A 15,957-nucleotide genomic window follows, 5' to 3' on the forward strand; every position below is an offset into this window, starting at 1 on the left:
GCCTAACGTTTGAATTCACCGGCCTGTGCGGCCTTTAGCGCAGGTCCGGTGGAATGATGGGTTAGCCTAGAACACACGATTCATGTATGGAGCGCAGTAGCGCTTCTTTATCAGTTCGCAGATGTCGGCGACGGATTGAATCGCCTGCAAGTCTTCCCACCGAATTACGACAATGCGCATACCATCCAGCATCAGCGCGTCGCGAAGTAACGCAATAGCTCCTCGGTGTGCGTTGTTGCCGTTCAAAAAATCACCGGTTACACCGTTTGCGGCGATAAATATTCCCGTTGTGATGTGACTGCGCCGAAGTTTCTGCAGGAAGTTATCCAATACAGCAGCTCCAACTGGCGCCGACCAATTCTTGCACTCAACCAGTACAACATGATCCCATGGCTGCAAAACCTCTTCCGTTCTAGCATTCCAGAGTAGAAGGTCTATTTCTTCGTAGGGCATTTGAATGTCACGCTCTTGAACTTCCACTCCATCTAGGCTGTTTAGAAGGTATTCAGATAGCGTCTCAAATGTCTGGCCTTTCTGATGAGGTGTTTGTGCGATTTGAACCTGCAGCAACAGGCCTTGATAATGCTGCAAGTCAAACATAGCGTTCTCTCCTATAGAGAGCTTCTAGTAGAGATTTTTTCAGTGCATAGACGAGATCTTTGGGTGTTCTTACATCAATCAAATCTTCACGATCTAAGCAGATGGCGGTTATGTCAGTTTCGTTTCTCAGTCGGTCAAGCATCCGCTTCGATGGAGCGTCATTCTGGGCCGTCGTAATAAGAACTAAGCTCCGAAGTTTTGATCGGCGGGCCGTATCAAGGAGTTGATGAAAGCTGGAAGCGGTAAACGCCCGAAGCGCCTTGAATTCAATGGGAATAGGGTTCCCGAGAGCCTGAAATTCGGGATACTCAAGCGAGTTCCAAATTAGCAGATCGTATCCTTCGGCTCGACTCTGTGATTCGCTTTGGATAATTTCCCATCCAGGGACGCTCTTTGCTAGCTCAAGAAACCATCGCTCAAGCAATCTGCCTCGCTTGGCACCCGTAAATGCATAAAGATCGCGGAATTCCAGGCTGGTTTGACCGTGTGCCTCCGGTGTTACGGCAAGCTCAAACCGGGGGGATATCAGTAGTGCCCGCTGTGATCGCTTGCTGAGTGTTTGAAGATGTTCTCCGATTGAGAATGCTAGCTGTTCCTCGGACTCGGTATTTTTGTGAAAAACCAGATACTGGTGACCTAGCAAATCGGCAGGAATTCGACTTGCGGAGTCAACGATCAGTAGTACTGGTTTTCCAATCCCGTGGGCGAGGCCTACTTCATAGAAAATACTAGGGCTTCCTGAGCGGATATCAGCAACAACGACATCAACAAGGTTCAAGAGCGACAGCACACGATTGATGACAGGAGTCTCAGGGGAAAACCTGTCGACAGTCTCAATAACCAGATCGTATCGAGGTGAAGCTCGCTCGATTATTCTATGAATTTTCTCGTCTTCACCAAGAACGGACAGAACACCAACTCTGATCATAGATTCACTTCCAAGGATGATTGGCGAATGCTAACGTGTTGTAGGGAGACAAAAGCTGGTGCATAACATCGGCGCCGTCCGCATGACGATATCGCGGGAAGCTATCTCAAGCCGTTGATTCATAAGTGACTTATCGCAATTTCCAGCCCCACCCAGGATTCTAAAAAGCCCGACAAAAGCGGCACGGGTTACAACTGATCTTTCACATCAAGAGCCCCAAGAACATGCAACGGCAAAGCTGTCATTGACGGCCTTTCGATCCTGATTGATGGCACTCATTTGGCATGGTACTCCTGGGGTGACAATCCCGACAACATCGAATAATCAGACTTCGGACAACAACCTAGGGGTCTGTTATGGAAACGATTCAGAAGCGTGAAGCATGGAACAAGGGAAAGCTCGTCGGGCAGAAACCACCACTGAAGCTAAAAGACATTTGGGCAATCCGTATTCACCTCCAAAATACCCATTCCGTGCGTGATCTGGCCATGTTCAACTTGGCAATCGACAGCAAGCTGCGAGGCTGCGATCTGGTCAACTTGCGAGTACGAGACATCTGCCATGGGGCTCAGATTCTTTCTCGTGCCATGGTCATTCAGCGGAAAACGCAGCGCCCAGTGCAATTTGAACTAACAGAGCCAACAAGATCTGCGGTTGCGGCCTGGATAGAAAAAGCACATCTGCGGGGCGCAGATCAATTCCTCTTTCCGAGCAGAGTCAAATGCTCGCCCCATATCTCCACGCGCCAGTATGCTCGGATCGTCCATCATTGGGTCGAGGATGTTGGGCTGGACTCATCTCTTTACGGAACTCACTCGATGCGGCGGACCAAAGCCATGCTGATCTATAAACGGACCAAGAACCTACGAGCGGTTCAGTTGCTGTTGGGCCACACTAAGTTGGAAAGTACAGTGCGGTATTTGGGTATTGAAGTGGATGATGCTCTGGAAATTTCAGAGCAAACGGAAATCTAGACAAGCTATAGCGGCCGTGCATATTTTTTAAGCGGCCGCTTTCCGTTGTCATTGCCTACGCGTACAATCGGCCACAAGCGGATACTTGATTGCTCGTCTCAAAGCAGACATTGATCTAGGTTAGTTGTCTGACATATTAATCTTGTTGTACTAACAGAGGATATTCCAAGTGACTTAATACAATGATCTTGGTGCAGCATATCCGACGTCAGCAATATTAATTGCTATATGGGCCCCTGCGTCCGTGTAAACACTGTTAGCCATCACAGGAATCATCATGACCGATCCGCATATCACGCCTGAAAAGGTCACCAAACCAATTCAATTGCTCGCCGCGTGGCTGGTAGGCCTTGTTGTGGTAAATGCTTCGTTCCTTGCTGGTGCGCAGAAAATTTCAAATCCTTCTTGGGCTAGTGGATTGCTGGTCATTGCTACTGTCGTTAATGTTCCAGTGTTTATCGGTGCCCTTTTCTTACTGCAAACGAAGTTCCGCCCGCAAATGCAGGAAGACTCTTACTACGCCCAATATCTCAAGAATGAATTTGAATACAACCAAGGTCGTGTAGCACCCGCTCAGTCCGCTGTAGCTACCGACCAAGTAATCGCGCAAGCTGCCGAAAGGATTGCGAAGAGTCTCGGAGTGGAAGGCAAGGGCAAGGAAAAGCCGATTGAGAACATCCTGAGAGAGTCTCAATTGGATTCCCTAGTTGCTAGATTCGGTAGTTCGAGAACATTGTCAGAGCTACATTTCTCACCCGACACGTGGCAATTGTTAGTCACGAAGTGGGGAAAGAACGAGCAATTCATTGAAGAAATTGAGCCCCTATTAGCTGAGGGCCTCATTGCCAAGAAATATCGGGGGTACATGAATTGCACACTGACCGAACTTGGACGTCAGGTTGTATCCATGGCCGAGAAGCAAGCAATCCTATGGAAGCAAATCCACAGCGGCTATTGGGAAACCGAGCATGATGAATTTCAGCGTGGTGGCTAACCCATCATTATACCGGACCTGCGCAAAAAGTCGCGCAGGCCGGTGAATTCAGGCATTCCTGAAGGTCAGATTCTCGCAACCACGTACTTCCGTTTTGGGTCGGAAGCAGTCCCTAGCTACTGAGAAAAGCAGTCATTCAGTCCGAATCTACCGCCTCCGGCAGCTAACCGACTGTTTGCGGACTTATCGTGGGGCTCCGCCCAGTGGCTGCTCAGGCCGAGGTGCCGCCATTGACAGCCACAATTCGCCTGGTGACCGGTGGTCGGCCGGAGAGGGTGATCATGCCTTTATGCTACTCATTAGCGGGGGGACGTCGCACGGATCGTGCATCGTTGGGCTGGAGGAGGTCAGTGGGATTTGAGCGCTTAAGTCGGCGTAGCAGAAAGAAAAAGGCCTCCTGTTTTGGAGGCCTTTTTCTTTCTGCTGCCCTGAAATCTCGCGCCGAAAACTCCCGGCGCAGCCTGAGCGGATAAATCACAACACCCGGCAAGACGGTCTTCGCCGGGTGCTGACTGCCTTTAATTTCCAGAGAGGAAGGAGGGGCGCTTATTCGCCGACCAGCTTCTTCAGGTTGGCGACGCGGTCGCTCGAGGCAGGGTGGTCGGCCAGCCAGCTGTGGTCGTCGCTGATGGTCTGGATCTTGCTCATCGACGTGACCGCGGCGTGCAGATCGTACTGATGCCTCTTCAGGAAGCCCACACCGTAAGCATCGGCATCGGTTTCCTCTTTCTGCGAGAACTGGGCGTTGACGACGGCTTCTGCCAGGTCGCCCAATGCGGACTGCGACAGCTGTGCCGCAGTGCCATCGGTGGCGGCGGCGGCATCGCGGGCGGCGGAGGTGGCGTAGGCAACTTGCAGGGCCTTGCGAACGTGACCCAGCTTGGCGTGGCCGATTTCATGGCCGAGGACGAAGCGCAATTCGTCGTCGTTCATCATGTCCATCAGACCAGAGTAGACGCGTACCGAACCGTCTGCGGTGCAGAAGGCATTGACGTCCTTGGTCAGGTAGACCTTGTAGTTGAGCTTCAGGCCATCTTCGTTTTGCATATCGCGCGTCAGCTTGGCCAGGCGCTTGCTGTACTTGTTGTTGGCCGGGGCGATGCGACTCTTGGCGTCTTCTTGCTTGATGCTGGCCAGCGATAGCGACTTCGCGTCGTCATCGGACAGGGTGGTGGCGGAGGCCAGTTTCATGCCGGCGCTCAGCATGCCGTTCAGGTCGATGGCGTGGCTCGGGGTGGCGGCCAGGGCGACGAGGAGCATCGGCAGGGTGAAAATGTGCTTCTTCATTAGACCTATTTTCCTTGTTCACATTGATGCATGGTGCATGTAACAATATGATATAAAATTTACGCTTTATTGTGAAGTATTTGCTTGCAAAGGTGGTGCGTCGGCACGGGATGTGTGGCGAATGAGCCCTGCATTTCTAAATACTTTGTCATCGGAAAGCTGTTTATATATCACAGTTAGATACTGTCGTCGCACCGGGGCGCGCGTACGAAAAACCGCCCCTCCCACCAAGACCTTACCCCCATCGGCGCACTTGAAGAGTGTGCCCTACGGTGCTCTCCAGGAAGGATGACCGCGCAAACTTGCGGATCTGTCATCGCTTTCGCTAGGGTATGTGGCGCGGCATGGTGCCGCTGAAACAGGCGCGGGCCCGAAGGTGTTGCAGCACCCACGGACCCGCTAACCAAACCAACTCGAGTAAGGAGTCAGTATGGCTGCCAAGCATGGTAATTCACCCCTGTCCCACTTCACAAATCGCCGTTCTCATCCGTCGTCGTTCATGCCGCTGTTTGAGCTGGTCTCGGAGCTGTGCCCGCCACGTGCGGCACTGGCCGAGCCCGGCTTGTGCCGCCTGATCGTGGATGGCCGGCTCGACTGGTCATTGGCCAGGGTCAATGGCCAGAGCTGGCTGTATCTGCCGCGTGCGGTGCCGATGCGGCAATTGGCGGGTTGTACGGTGTTGTTGGCGGAGTAGGGCATTCAACTGGAGGCCGGGGGGTGTTAAGCCCCCCGGAGGGGTCGGTTTGGCGCATTGCTGCGGTGCATTGCTGCGGTGCATTGCTGCGGTGCATTGCCTTCGGCGAATGCACCCTACGCGAATGTGCCCTACGCGAATGCACCCTACGCGAATGTGCCCTACTCGTGCCGCGCAGTCACCCCACCACCCACAGCCCCTCACGCCGCACCGCCCGCCGTTGCCTTGCCTGCCTGTCCGCTAACAGCGCCGCACGAATCGCTTTCGCCAGCGCCAGCATCGCCTACTGCAGCTTGAACTGTTCTCCTGCCTCGCGCGATCGGCGTTCCGCGCGGCAGCCGCTGAACAGCAAGTCGCTCAGTGTGTCACCCTGTTGCTTGAATGTGCGCTGTCCCGGGTTTGGTGAGGGCAAACTGAATGTCTATGCCTGCCCCCAAAAATTTGGGAGTAAACCCGATCGGCGTCTCCCTGTTCCCGTTGCCAATTTGGAACGGGAACAGGGACGCCCGCCGCAAACCCTTGCCAGACAAGGATGTTCCCGTTGTTCCCGTTGTTCCCGTGCCTTTTGAGGTAAAGAGGGGAATAGGTACCGTGATCACGTGAAATACTGTACGGGAGAGATGTTTAAGGATGACAAATACATATAAATACATAAAGTCATACATACAAATACTAATTACCTACATAACAGATCAATTCCTCCCCTCTCCCCCTCTCTTTACTTTCTTGCTTAAAACCAACGGGAACAGCGGGAACAACGGGAACAGCCTTGTCTGGCAAGGGTTTCAACCGGGTACACCGCGTTCCCGTTCCTGAATGCAACGGGAACATGGGTGCATTCGCCAACGTGCATGCCGTCAGTCTCCGCTTCGCGCGGCGTGGTCCCTGCCACGCTCCCTTCCCTAAGTCACTGCTGTGCCCTTAGCGTTGTCGACCTCGGCCATCACTCAGGGACGCGACGGCATGACCTCACCCACGCCGCACGACTTGTTGTTCAAACAGTTTCTGCACGACCCGGACACCGCCCGCGACTTTCTGCGCTTTCATCTGCCGCCCAACCTGCAGCGGCTGTGCGATCTCGACAGCCTGCGGCTCGCCCCCGGCAGCTTCGTCGAGCCAGGCCTGCGCAGCCATTGCTGTGACGTGCTCTATGCCCTGCAGACCGCCGGGCAGGCAGGCTATGTCTACGCGTTGATCGAACACCAGTCGACGCCTGACCGCTGGATGGCGTTTCGCCTGATGCGGTACAGCCTGGCCGCCATGCAGCAGCATCTGGAGCAACGACCACGCCATTTGCCGCTGGTCATCCCCATGTTGTTCTACCACGGTCGCCGCAGCCCCTATCCCTTCAGTACCCGATGGCTTGACCTGTTTGCGGAACCTGAGACCGCCACCGCACTCTATCAACAACCGTTTCCGTTGATCGATGTCACCGTCATCGACGACGACACCATCCTCCGGCACCGCCGCATGGCGCTGCTGGAGCTGGTGCAGAAACACAGCCGCCAGCGCGACAAGCTGATGCTGGTCAGACAGCTCGGGCAGCTGCTCAGGCAGGGGTGGCATACCCACGATCAGCTGCAGGCGTTGTTGAAATACCTGCTGAGTCTGAGCAAGGGTGGGCTGGCGAAAGACATTGTGCAAACCCTGGTGCAGGAAGCACCTCAACAGGAGAGAGACATCATGACGGCTGCAGATGAATTGAGACTGGAAGGGATGGAGCTGGGGATGCAGCAAGGGATGGAGAAGGGGATACAGCAAGGGATGGAGAAGGGTCGGAACGAAACCCGTCTGGAGATGGCACTGGCCATGCTGAAAGACGGGTTAGACCTGGCAACCGTATTGCGTTACAGCGGGCTGAGCCCACAGGATTTGCAACCCCACCTGCAATAAACCCGGTTGGAAATGACATCGGCGCGTTGCATTGGCGCATTGCATTTGCGCATTGCATTGGCGCATTGCATTGGCGCATTGCCTTCGGCGAATGCGCCCTACGCGAATGCACCCTACGCGGATGTGTCCTACGGTAGGGCGCAATCTTGAATTGCGCCGCTTTCCACGCTCAAAACCCCAGCTCACTCAGCCCTGGGTGGTCGTCCGGTCGTCGTCCCAGCGGCCACAGCAGGCGTCGCTCTTCGGCGCGGATGGGGGCATCGTTGATGCAGGCAAAGCGGCGGCGCATCAGGCCGTTGTCGTCGAACTCCCAGTTTTCGTTGCCGTAGGAGCGGAACCAGTGGCCGCTGTCGTCATGCCATTCGTAGGCAAAGCGCACCGCCATGCGGTTTTCGCGAAAGCCCCACAGTTCTTTGACCAGCCGGTAGTCGAGTTCACGCTGCCATTTGCGCTGCAGGAAGGCGATGATCGCTTCACGGCCCTGGACGAATTCGGTGCGGTTACGCCAGAAGCTGTCTTCGGTATAGGCCAGTGCCACCCGGGCAGGGTCGCGGCTGTTCCAGCCGTCTTCGGCCAGGCGCACTTTTTCGCGGGCGCTTTCCAGGTCGAACGGGGGCAAGGGGGGGCGTTGGGTGGTCATGGGGCGTGTCCTCTTTGGGCAAGTTGTGCGCGCAGTGCGCGGTTTTCGTCTTCCAGCCGGGCCAGTTGTTCATGCAGCGGGCGGATGGCCTCGCTGATCTCCGGCTCACTGAAGCGTGGGGTGATGTGCTGCGGGCAATTCCAGTCGAAGCTTTGCAGGTGCAGCCGGATCATCCGTTCCGGCCGGCCCCTGCCGCCGGCCGCACAGACGCGCTCGGTCAGCGCGGGGTCGGCGTCCAGTGCCACGGCTTCGGCACGCATATACAGCTTCATGCGCGTCCGGCGCGGGTAATCCATCAGAAACAGGCAGGTGCGGTCATTGGCGGCCAGGTTGCCCAGCGTCAGGTACTGGCGGTTGCCGCGATAGTCGGCAAAGGCCAGGGTGCGCTCGTCCAGCAGGGTGAGAAAACCGCGCGGGCCGCCTCGGTGCTGCACATAGGGCCAGCCGGTCTCGGACACCGTCGCCAGATAAAAGCTGTCGCGCTCGGCGATAAAGGCAGCCTCCTGCGCGCCAAAGCGATCGAAGTCGCGCTGACCCTTGAAGTCCTGCCAGAGCTGGTCGGCCCCCATTTGCGCCTGCACGGCGCGCACGCCGGGGGTGATGGCGATATCCAGAAAGCCATAGCTCATGACGGTTCTCCTGCTTCAGCGCGACCACGCCCGGGCTCAGGCCAGGTCGGCGGCTCGCACCACCGGGAAATCGATCTCGGTGTCGGCGACCAGGTTGATCAGGTTGGTGAAGATGTTTTCGGCGGCGATGGCGACGATTTCCACGATGTTGGCATCGCTGTAACCGGCCTCACGCAGCGCCAGCACATCGGCCGCGCTGACCTGGCCGCGTTCGCGCACGACCTTGGCGGCAAACTGCACGGCGGCATTGGCCTTGGCATCGGCCGAGCGGCCCTGGCGGTTGAGCGTGATTTCTTCGGCGCTGAGTTTGGCCAGATTCAGGCCCAGGTAGCTGTGCGCCGACAGGCAGTAGTCGCAGCCGTTGATCTGGGCGACGGCCAGTGCAATGCGCTCGCGGGTCTTGACGTCCAGGGTCTTGGCCAGCGCGCCGCTGTTGGCGGTGAAGCCTTGCAGGGCGGCAGGGCTCTGGGCGATCAGGCGAAACAGGTTGGGTACCACGCCAAGCTGCTTGTGGACGGCGTCCAGAATGGCTTGCGAAGCTTGCGGGGCGGTATCGACGGTCGGGATGGTCAGGCGGGACATCTCATTCTCCTCAGGGGCTGAACCGGGATCGGTTCCGTTGGGAGAACAATAGTCCTTTCCATTATTGCTGATAATCCTGTAAAAATAAGAACCTTTCTCTCATTATTTGGAAGAGTTTGATGGATCGTCTGGAAGCCATGTCGATGCTGCTGGCGGTGGTCGAGCGCGGCAGCCTGTCCTCCGCTGCCCGGACGCGGCAGGTGCCGCTGGCCACGCTCAGCCGCAAGATAGCCGATCTGGAGGCCTCGCTCGGCACGCGGCTGCTGATCCGCACCACGCGCAAGCTCACCCTGACCGACGCGGGTGTGGCCTATGTTGCCGCGGCGCGGCGCATTCTGGAGCAGGTGGAAGAGGCCGAGCGTGAGGCGGCAGGGGAGTTCACCACGCCCAAGGGGGAACTGGTGATGACCGCGCCGCTGATGTTTGGTCGCCTGCATGTGTTGCCGCTGGTGGCCGAGTTTCTGGCGGCCAACCCGCAAATCAGCATCCGGCTGCTGCTGTCCGATCGCAATGTGGATCTGGTCAGCGATCATGTGGATCTGGCGCTGCGCATCGGCAAGCTGCCGGATAGTACGATGGGGGCTACGCAAATCGGCGAGATGCGTACCGTCACCTGTGCCAGCCCCGCGCTGCTGGCGGCGCACAGGGGACCGCAAACCCCGGACGATCTGCGAGCCTTCCCCTGCGTCACGGTGGATGCGCCCATGCCCACCCAGTCCTGGCGTTTCTGTCACCCGGGCACCGGAGCGGCCATCGATGTCACGATCCAGCCGCGCCTGACCGTTACCACACCAGAAGCCGCGGCCCAGGCCGCCATCCACCAGGTCGGCATTGCGCGCTTGTTGCATTACCAGGCGGCGGAGGGCGTCAGACAGGGGGCGCTGCAAATCCTGTTGCAGGACTACGAACCAGTGCCGGCTCCGGTGCATCTGCTGCATGTGCTACGCGGGCAAATGCCGCTGAAACTGCGCAGCTTCCTCGACTTTGCCGCCTGGACGAGCCCCCTGAAACATAGGACACCGATTCCCGCTTAGAATAAGGGATAGGTTTAAGGCTATGTTTATGACTAACACCAACAACAAGACAGACGTGCTCGGACCCGAGCGTCGTCGCCGCTGGAGCATCGAGGAGAAGCAGGCCATCGTTGCCGAGAGCTTCATGCCCGGCCAGTCGGTTTCCCTCGTTGCCCGCCGTCATGGGCTCAATCCCAATCAGCTGTTCAAGTGGCGCAAGCTTTATCAGGAAGGCAGCCTATCGGCGATTGCCGCGGGAGAAGAAGTCGTGCCCGCCTCTGAATTGGCTTCTGCCATCAAGCAAATACGCGAACTACAGCGACTCCTCGGCAAGAAGACGATGGAGAACGAAATCCTCAAAGAAGCCGTGGAAATCGCCCGCGCAAAAAAGTGGATTGCGCGCTCACCCTTATTGCCGGGGGAAGACCAGTAGCACCGGTCTGTACCTCGCTGGGGTTGGCGCGTTCGAATGTGATTCGCCGTGTGTCGCGTTCTGCCGATTGGCGGGATGGGCGTTCCTGTCGCTCGACCGACGATAGTGAGCTGGTCGAGGCAATTCGGGCCGCGATTTCGCCGCTGCCCAGCTACGGCTACCGCCGGACTTGGGGGGTGATTCGCCGGCAGCGAGAGGCCGGTCACTTGCCGCCGGTCAACGTGAAGCGCGTTTATCGCGTCATGCGCCAGCATGGTCTGCTGCTTCAGCGGCGGATCAAGCAACCAGGCACCCCGCGGCGCCATGATGGTAGGGTTGCTGTTGCCGACAGTAATCGCCGCTGGTGCTCTGACGGCTTCGAATTTCGCTGCGATAACGGCGAAAAGCTGCGTGTCGTGTTTGCGGAGGACTGCTGCGACCGTGAAATCATCAGTTGGACAGCCTCGACCGGGGGCTACACGGGCGACATGGTTCGAGATGTCATGTTGGAAGCTGTTGAGAAACGCGGCATTCAGTTGGGCATCTCGCCCGAGGTGGAATGGCTGAGCGACAATGGTTCGAGTTATATTGCCGCCGACACGCGGCTGTTTGCGCGAGAAATCGGCCTCAAGCCGTTAACCACGCCCGTCTGCAGCCCGCAGAGTAACGGCATGGCGGAAAGCATGGTCAAGACGCTGAAGCGGGACTACGTCGGCCATATGCCGAAACCGGATGCCCACACGGCCTACCGGAATCTGGCGATTGCCATTGAGCACTACAACGAGTTTCACCCGCATAGTGCGTTGAAATACCGCTCTCCACGAGAGTTTCGACGCCTGGCGGCTTCATCAACTTAAGCGTTGATCGGTGTCCTGTTATACGGGGGCAAATCCACCGCCCCCCGCCTGCGGCAAACCCTCAAAGACATCGCCAACTAAGACGCCCTAAGACGCACTAAGACGGGGTCAGGTCTTGTATTTTGCATCGAGACGCAAAATACAAGACCTGACCCCGTCTTTATGTCTTTAGGACTGGTCAATGTACATCCGGGTCGAGCAAGGCCGAGAGGTAGGGTACGGGGGGCTGTTCAGCATCACTGGTGGGCAGATAGGCGGAAAACACGGTCGCTGATTGCGCCCCCATGATGGCGGAGCCGACCAGCCATTGTTGCTGCTCGGCTAGGCGCCAGAGTTGGTAGTAAGTTCGGCTGCGCCAGAGATAAAAGCCGGCCAGCAAGATCGGCAACAGGATAAGGCTGGTGTCTTGCAGGCCCGACCAGGTATGGAAAATCTGGTAGAGATCCAGCAAGGCCAGGATCACGCCAATCAGGTAGATCATGCCGCGTAGCCCGGCCTGGCGGGACATCCAGTCGCGCATCTGCTCTGCCGAGAAAAAATACACATTGCGCAGGGCAGGCGCCTGGTAGGGAATGGCGATGCCCAGCAAGTAGGCCTTGTCGATGCCGGGGCAACTTTCGTACAGCAGCTTGTTTTGCTGGTGCTGGGTGCTGAGCGACATCGACAGCTGCAAGGGCAGCAGGCCGATGAGCAGCAGCCAGATGACCGAACTGATCAACATCCCGTGGCCTTGTACCGCCGCGACGGAAAAGACCACGATGAGCAGGATGGTTTTGAGGGGATGCGCCAGGAAGTAGCTGATCAATGGAGGTTGGTAGTTCATCTTGTCGCTTGCCTGAATAAGGTCGATTCACCAGACCCGGAGGGGACAGCGCTCATGCTACGCTTGTCGTTATTTTTCGGCGAGAAAATCTGTCGGAAACGCCTTCTGATTCTGGTGTTACAACAACGTCATGGCCTGTTCCCCTGCCGGGACATTCGGCCAAAGTCATCCACCATGCTACTTGAGAATAAATATTATTTGTCATAGCCTTGGTTGGCAGCATGACTGCCACAACACGAGAATAACGAGGGGCTTATGACGGTTTTTACCAAGACACATGAGGTGCGTTGGGCGGATATCGATGCCAATCAGCACTTGCGGCACAGTGCCTATGCGGATCTGTGCACCCATACCCGCTTCGAGTGGTTGAACGCCTGCGGTTTCCCGGCGGGGGAGTTTGTCCGCCATGGTTTCGGGCCGGTGTTGTTCAGCGAGCAGACCATTTATCGCAAGGAAGTGCACCTGGGTGACCGGGTGGAGATCAATGTCGAGCTGGCCGGGGCCAGCGAAGATTTTTCGCGCTGGAAGTTGCGGCAGGAGATCCGCAAGCAGGATGGCACGCTGGCAGCGATTTATGAGGTGTCCGGTGCCTGGCTGCGGCTGCAGGATCGCAAGCTGATTGCGCCGCCGGAAGCCTTGATGGCCATTCTGCAGGCCCTGCCACTCAGTGGTGACTATCAACTGATCCCGACCAAAACGCGGACGGAAGAAAGCCAGGCCTGATCAAGCCAAACCGAACGGAACCGAACGGGGTCAGGTCTTGTATTTTGCGTCTCGATGCAAAATACAAGACCTGACCCCGTTCCTGCTGTTCCAGGCTTTGCGCTACAATCATTCATCATGAACAACCTCACGAAAAGAAAGGAGGTAAATATGGCTTTCAACTCGCGTCCGCTCATGCTGGTACGCATGTTCAGCACAGTTGCCCGCTCTAGCCTGCCCTTCATCGCGCTGCGATAAGCGGGTTCGAGCCTAGTTACCTTTCCTGTAAGGAGTCGGTCTCGACTCATCCCCGTTGTCGCCAGCGCGCCTGTTGACAGGGACTTTTGCGTCCCGAGCAAGCGAGAGCTGAATAAAATGACAACCCTGATTTCCGCGCAGTCCCTGCGCCTGAATGCCGATCACGGCACCCTGTTTCAAGATCTTAGTTTTACGGTCAGTCACGACGAACGTATCGGCCTGATCGGTCATAACGGCTGCGGCAAAAGTACGCTGCTCAAGCTGCTGGCCGGTCACCTGGAAGCCGATGCCGGCGAGATTCAGTATGCCGCCGCCTGCCGTCTGCAGCTGGTCGAGCAGCATCTGCCCGCTGCGCTGCACACGCTCAGTGCGTGTGATGTGCTGATGGAGGCGCTGGCGCATGACCCGGCGCAGGCCTGGCGTGCCGACAGTCTGCTGGTCGAGCTGGGGCTGGCCGAGCAGGCCGGGGTGGCGGTGTCTGCCCTGAGTGGTGGGCAGCATACTCGCCTGCTGCTGGGGCGGGCTGTGTTGCGCCAGCCTAATCTGCTGTTGCTGGACGAGCCGAGCAATCACCTGGATTTGCCCTCGCTGTTGTGGCTGGAGGATTTTTTGAATCGCTGGCGTGGCGGGCTGATTCTGGTGTCGCATGATGCCCGTCTGCTGGACCGTACCACCCGGCGCAGCTGGATTCTGCGTGATGCGCAGCTGCAGCGTTTTGAGCTGCCGTGCACCGAGGCACGGGCGGCGCTGGCCGAGGCGGATCTGGCGGCCGAGGCGCGCCGCAGTGGCGAGCAGAAGGAGATTGATCGTCTGGCAGCCAGCAGCAAGCGGCTGGCGATCTGGGGCCGCGAGCACGATAACGAGAAGCTGGTGCGCAAGGCCAAGTCGATGGAAAAGCGTATCGACAAGCTGAAGGAGGCGCAGACTGCGCTCAGCCGAGGCAGCCCGTGGCGCCTGAGTGTTCAGGGGCAGGCGCTGTCGGCCGACAGCCTGATGGCCTTCGAGTCCTTGCCGGTGCGGGCCGCGCCCGGTCTGCCCCCCTTGTTTCAGGCGGAGGCGCTGTGGTTGCGTCCCGGTGACAAGGTGGCGCTGCTGGGGGCCAATGGCAGCGGCAAGTCGTCGCTGCTGCGCCAGTGCTGGGGCGATGTGCAGCAGGGTGAGCCGCAAGCGGGCTGGCGCTGGCATCCGGCCGCCAGCATTGCTTACTACGACCAGAATCTGCAGCAGCTGGCGGCGCAGGACACGCTGATCGATGCGCTTTACCCGCTGGCCCCGCTGCCCGAGGTGACGCGCCGGCAGGCGCTGATCGCCGCCGGGTTTGCCTATGCCCGGCACGGTCAGCGGGTGGCCACGCTGAGCGGTGGTGAACGCGCGCGGCTGCTGTTCCTCGGCCTGTCGCTGGCCAGTCATCATCTGCTGTGGCTGGATGAGCCGACCAACCATCTGGATCTGGACGGCAAATCGCAGCTGGCCGAAGCGCTGCAGGGCTTCCCCGGTGGTGTGCTGCTGGTGTCGCACGACCGCGAGCTGATCGAAGCGGCCTGCAACCGGTTCTGGGTGTTGCGCGAGGGACGGCTGCAAGCCTGGCCGGATGCGGCCAGTGCCTATGCCAGCCTGTTCGAGCCGGCACCGCAGGGCGATGAGGGTGGGGTGTCGCCGGCGGTCCGCGTCGGCGAGGCGACGCCTGTCGCGGCACCGGGCGAGGCCGAGGCGCAGTGGCAGCGTTGGTGCGAGCTGGATGCCTTGTTGCAGGCAGATTTACAGCGCAAGCCCAAGTACCAGAAACCGCAGTCGCAGCAAGCCTGGCGTCAGGAGATGCAGCAGCTGGAAAGGTTGCTGGGGCTGTAGGAGTAAGCAAAGGACGGGGTCAGGTCTTGTATTTTGCATCGAGACGCAAAATACAAGACCTGACCCCGTCCTTTCTGGTGGGGCGCACTCTTAAGTGCGCCATCCTTGACTCAGGCTGCTGCCAGTTGCTTGAGCAGTGCCCGGGCGACGCCTTCCGAGCTGGCCGGGTTCTGGCCGGTGATCAGCTTGCCGTCTTCGACGATGAACGGTGCCCAGTCCGGACCCTTCAGGTAGATGCCCTGTTGACGCTTGAATTCGTCTTCGATCAGGAACGGCACGACGTCGGTGAGTTCGACCGCGGCTTCTTCGCCATTGGTGAAACCGGTGACGCGACGGCCGGCGACCAGCGGGCGGCCGTCAGCGGCCTTGACGTGGCGCAGTACACCCGGTGCGTGGCAGACGAAGCCGATCGGTTTGCCGGCGCGTTCGAAGGCTTCGATCAGGTCGATGGAGGTCTGCGAGACGGTCAGATCCCACAGCGGGCCGTGGCCGCCCGGGTAGAACACGGTATCGAAGTCCTGCTGCTGCACGCTGTCCAGGCGCACGGTGTTGGCCAGGGCTTGCTGGGCGGCCGGGTCGGCCTTGAAGCGATGGGTCAGTTCGGTCTGGAATTCGGCCAGGTCGCTTTTCGGGTCGAGCGGCGGCTGGCCGCCGAGCGGCGAGGCCAGCACGATGTCGGCGCCGGCATCCTTGAAGACGTAGTAGGGCGCGGCGAATTCTTCCAGCCAGAAGCCGGTTTTCTTGCCGGTGTTGCCCAGTTGGTCGTGCGAGGTGAGTACCATCAAGACTTTCATGAGTGTTCCTTTGTTGTGCGGCCGCCGGC

The 15,957-nt window shown here is 58.3% G+C and carries 16 protein-coding genes; 8 read left to right on the top strand and 8 right to left on the bottom strand.

The features are described from left to right. Window positions 1–66 precede the first annotated feature (66 nt). Complete coding sequence (locus JNO51_RS00075; RefSeq protein WP_215779881.1) at window positions 67–600, bottom strand: restriction endonuclease; 534 nt, start codon at window positions 598–600, stop codon at window positions 67–69. Then, the gene (locus JNO51_RS00080) at window positions 593–1,528 is read right to left on the bottom strand and encodes a hypothetical protein (RefSeq protein ID WP_215779883.1); all 936 of its coding nucleotides are present in this window, start codon (window positions 1,526–1,528) and stop codon (window positions 593–595) included. Before JNO51_RS00080 ends, JNO51_RS00075 begins: the two co-directional genes overlap by 8 nt. A gap of 356 nt (window positions 1,529–1,884) precedes the next feature. Between JNO51_RS00080 and JNO51_RS00085 the strand changes: the two genes are divergently transcribed. Together JNO51_RS00085 and JNO51_RS00090 are read left to right on the top strand one after the other, a co-directional pair. Further along, window positions 1,885–2,502: a tyrosine-type recombinase/integrase gene (locus JNO51_RS00085; RefSeq protein ID WP_215779886.1), complete on the top strand. Its 618-nt coding sequence runs from the start codon at window positions 1,885–1,887 to the stop codon at window positions 2,500–2,502. A gap of 277 nt (window positions 2,503–2,779) precedes the next feature. After that, window positions 2,780–3,496 carry a hypothetical protein gene (locus JNO51_RS00090; protein ID WP_215779890.1) on the top strand — a complete coding sequence of 239 codons (717 nt, stop codon included), beginning with the start codon at window positions 2,780–2,782 and terminating at the stop codon, window positions 3,494–3,496. Between the two features lie 546 nt (window positions 3,497–4,042). Here the strand turns inward: JNO51_RS00090 and JNO51_RS00095 are convergent. Beyond that, entirely contained in the window at window positions 4,043–4,783 is a 741-nt protein-coding gene (locus JNO51_RS00095) for a M48 family metalloprotease (RefSeq protein ID WP_215779901.1), read from the bottom strand. 430 nt (window positions 4,784–5,213) lie between these two features. Here JNO51_RS00095 and JNO51_RS00100 point away from each other — a divergent pair, with 430 nt between their 5' ends. Both JNO51_RS00100 and JNO51_RS00105 read left to right on the top strand, forming a co-directional pair. Next, window positions 5,214–5,477, top strand: coding sequence for a hypothetical protein (locus JNO51_RS00100; protein WP_215779903.1), 264 nt, complete (start codon window positions 5,214–5,216; stop codon window positions 5,475–5,477). Window positions 5,478–6,440: 963 nt separating this feature from the next. Beyond that, a complete protein-coding gene (locus JNO51_RS00105) occupies window positions 6,441–7,370 on the top strand; it encodes an Rpn family recombination-promoting nuclease/putative transposase (RefSeq protein ID WP_215779905.1) in 930 nt (309 codons plus the stop codon). A gap of 169 nt (window positions 7,371–7,539) precedes the next feature. Here the strand turns inward: JNO51_RS00105 and JNO51_RS00110 are convergent, their stop codons facing one another. From JNO51_RS00110 to JNO51_RS00120, 3 genes are read right to left on the bottom strand one after another with little or no spacing between them, the layout of a single operon-like run. Beyond that, window positions 7,540–8,010 (bottom strand): nuclear transport factor 2 family protein, encoded by a 471-nt coding sequence (locus JNO51_RS00110; RefSeq protein WP_215779908.1) that lies wholly within the window; start codon window positions 8,008–8,010, stop codon window positions 7,540–7,542. Beyond that, on the bottom strand, window positions 8,007–8,639 hold the full coding sequence (locus tag JNO51_RS00115; RefSeq protein WP_215779911.1) for a pyridoxamine 5'-phosphate oxidase family protein: 633 nt from the start codon (window positions 8,637–8,639) through the stop codon (window positions 8,007–8,009). The genes JNO51_RS00110 and JNO51_RS00115 overlap by 4 nt, the downstream gene beginning before the upstream one ends. Before the next feature lie 36 nt (window positions 8,640–8,675). Then, on the bottom strand, window positions 8,676–9,221 hold the full coding sequence (locus tag JNO51_RS00120) for a carboxymuconolactone decarboxylase family protein (RefSeq protein ID WP_215779914.1): 546 nt from the start codon (window positions 9,219–9,221) through the stop codon (window positions 8,676–8,678). A gap of 119 nt (window positions 9,222–9,340) precedes the next feature. Between JNO51_RS00120 and JNO51_RS00125 the strand changes: the two genes are divergently transcribed. Both JNO51_RS00125 and JNO51_RS00130 read left to right on the top strand, forming a co-directional pair. Continuing rightward, entirely contained in the window at window positions 9,341–10,255 is a 915-nt protein-coding gene (locus JNO51_RS00125; RefSeq protein WP_215779916.1) for a LysR family transcriptional regulator, read from the top strand. Between the two features lie 28 nt (window positions 10,256–10,283). Beyond that, window positions 10,284–11,503 (top strand): IS3 family transposase gene (locus tag JNO51_RS00130; RefSeq protein WP_215777831.1). Its coding sequence is split into 2 segments (ribosomal slippage): window positions 10,284–10,626 and window positions 10,626–11,503, totalling 1,221 coding nucleotides; the frame shifts between segments, so codons are not numbered across the junction. A gap of 178 nt (window positions 11,504–11,681) precedes the next feature. On the opposite strand, the gene JNO51_RS00135 is transcribed toward JNO51_RS00130, so the two are convergent. Continuing rightward, window positions 11,682–12,326 carry a hypothetical protein gene (locus tag JNO51_RS00135; RefSeq protein ID WP_215779918.1) on the bottom strand — a complete coding sequence of 215 codons (645 nt, stop codon included), beginning with the start codon at window positions 12,324–12,326 and terminating at the stop codon, window positions 11,682–11,684. Between the two features lie 255 nt (window positions 12,327–12,581). Between JNO51_RS00135 and JNO51_RS00140 the strand changes: the two genes are divergently transcribed. Together JNO51_RS00140 and JNO51_RS00145 are read left to right on the top strand one after the other, a co-directional pair. Continuing rightward, window positions 12,582–13,049: a thioesterase family protein gene (locus JNO51_RS00140; RefSeq protein WP_215779920.1), complete on the top strand. Its 468-nt coding sequence runs from the start codon at window positions 12,582–12,584 to the stop codon at window positions 13,047–13,049. A gap of 354 nt (window positions 13,050–13,403) precedes the next feature. Continuing rightward, window positions 13,404–15,134 carry an ABC-F family ATP-binding cassette domain-containing protein gene (locus tag JNO51_RS00145; protein ID WP_215779922.1) on the top strand — a complete coding sequence of 577 codons (1,731 nt, stop codon included), beginning with the start codon at window positions 13,404–13,406 and terminating at the stop codon, window positions 15,132–15,134. Between the two features lie 110 nt (window positions 15,135–15,244). Here JNO51_RS00145 and JNO51_RS00150 read toward each other — a convergent pair whose 3' ends face one another. Continuing rightward, window positions 15,245–15,928 (bottom strand): type 1 glutamine amidotransferase domain-containing protein, encoded by a 684-nt coding sequence (locus JNO51_RS00150; protein WP_215779924.1) that lies wholly within the window; start codon window positions 15,926–15,928, stop codon window positions 15,245–15,247. Between the last annotated feature and the right edge of the window lie 29 nt (window positions 15,929–15,957).

The organism is Paludibacterium sp. B53371 (assembly GCF_018802765.1).
GTDB lineage: Bacteria > Pseudomonadota > Gammaproteobacteria > Burkholderiales > Chromobacteriaceae > Paludibacterium.

Coding starts and splice junctions, on each gene's coding strand:
- JNO51_RS00075 (WP_215779881.1), bottom strand. CDS start 600: ATGTTTGACTTGCAGCATTATCAAGGCCTGTTGCTGCAGGTTCAAATC.
- JNO51_RS00080 (WP_215779883.1), bottom strand. CDS start 1,528: ATGATCAGAGTTGGTGTTCTGTCCGTTCTTGGTGAAGACGAGAAAATT.
- JNO51_RS00085 (WP_215779886.1), top strand. CDS start 1,885: ATGGAAACGATTCAGAAGCGTGAAGCATGGAACAAGGGAAAGCTCGTC.
- JNO51_RS00090 (WP_215779890.1), top strand. CDS start 2,780: ATGACCGATCCGCATATCACGCCTGAAAAGGTCACCAAACCAATTCAA.
- JNO51_RS00095 (WP_215779901.1), bottom strand. CDS start 4,783: ATGAAGAAGCACATTTTCACCCTGCCGATGCTCCTCGTCGCCCTGGCC.
- JNO51_RS00100 (WP_215779903.1), top strand. CDS start 5,214: ATGGCTGCCAAGCATGGTAATTCACCCCTGTCCCACTTCACAAATCGC.
- JNO51_RS00105 (WP_215779905.1), top strand. CDS start 6,441: ATGACCTCACCCACGCCGCACGACTTGTTGTTCAAACAGTTTCTGCAC.
- JNO51_RS00110 (WP_215779908.1), bottom strand. CDS start 8,010: ATGACCACCCAACGCCCCCCCTTGCCCCCGTTCGACCTGGAAAGCGCC.
- JNO51_RS00115 (WP_215779911.1), bottom strand. CDS start 8,639: ATGAGCTATGGCTTTCTGGATATCGCCATCACCCCCGGCGTGCGCGCC.
- JNO51_RS00120 (WP_215779914.1), bottom strand. CDS start 9,221: ATGTCCCGCCTGACCATCCCGACCGTCGATACCGCCCCGCAAGCTTCG.
- JNO51_RS00125 (WP_215779916.1), top strand. CDS start 9,341: ATGGATCGTCTGGAAGCCATGTCGATGCTGCTGGCGGTGGTCGAGCGC.
- JNO51_RS00135 (WP_215779918.1), bottom strand. CDS start 12,326: ATGAACTACCAACCTCCATTGATCAGCTACTTCCTGGCGCATCCCCTC.
- JNO51_RS00140 (WP_215779920.1), top strand. CDS start 12,582: ATGACGGTTTTTACCAAGACACATGAGGTGCGTTGGGCGGATATCGAT.
- JNO51_RS00145 (WP_215779922.1), top strand. CDS start 13,404: ATGACAACCCTGATTTCCGCGCAGTCCCTGCGCCTGAATGCCGATCAC.
- JNO51_RS00150 (WP_215779924.1), bottom strand. CDS start 15,928: ATGAAAGTCTTGATGGTACTCACCTCGCACGACCAACTGGGCAACACC.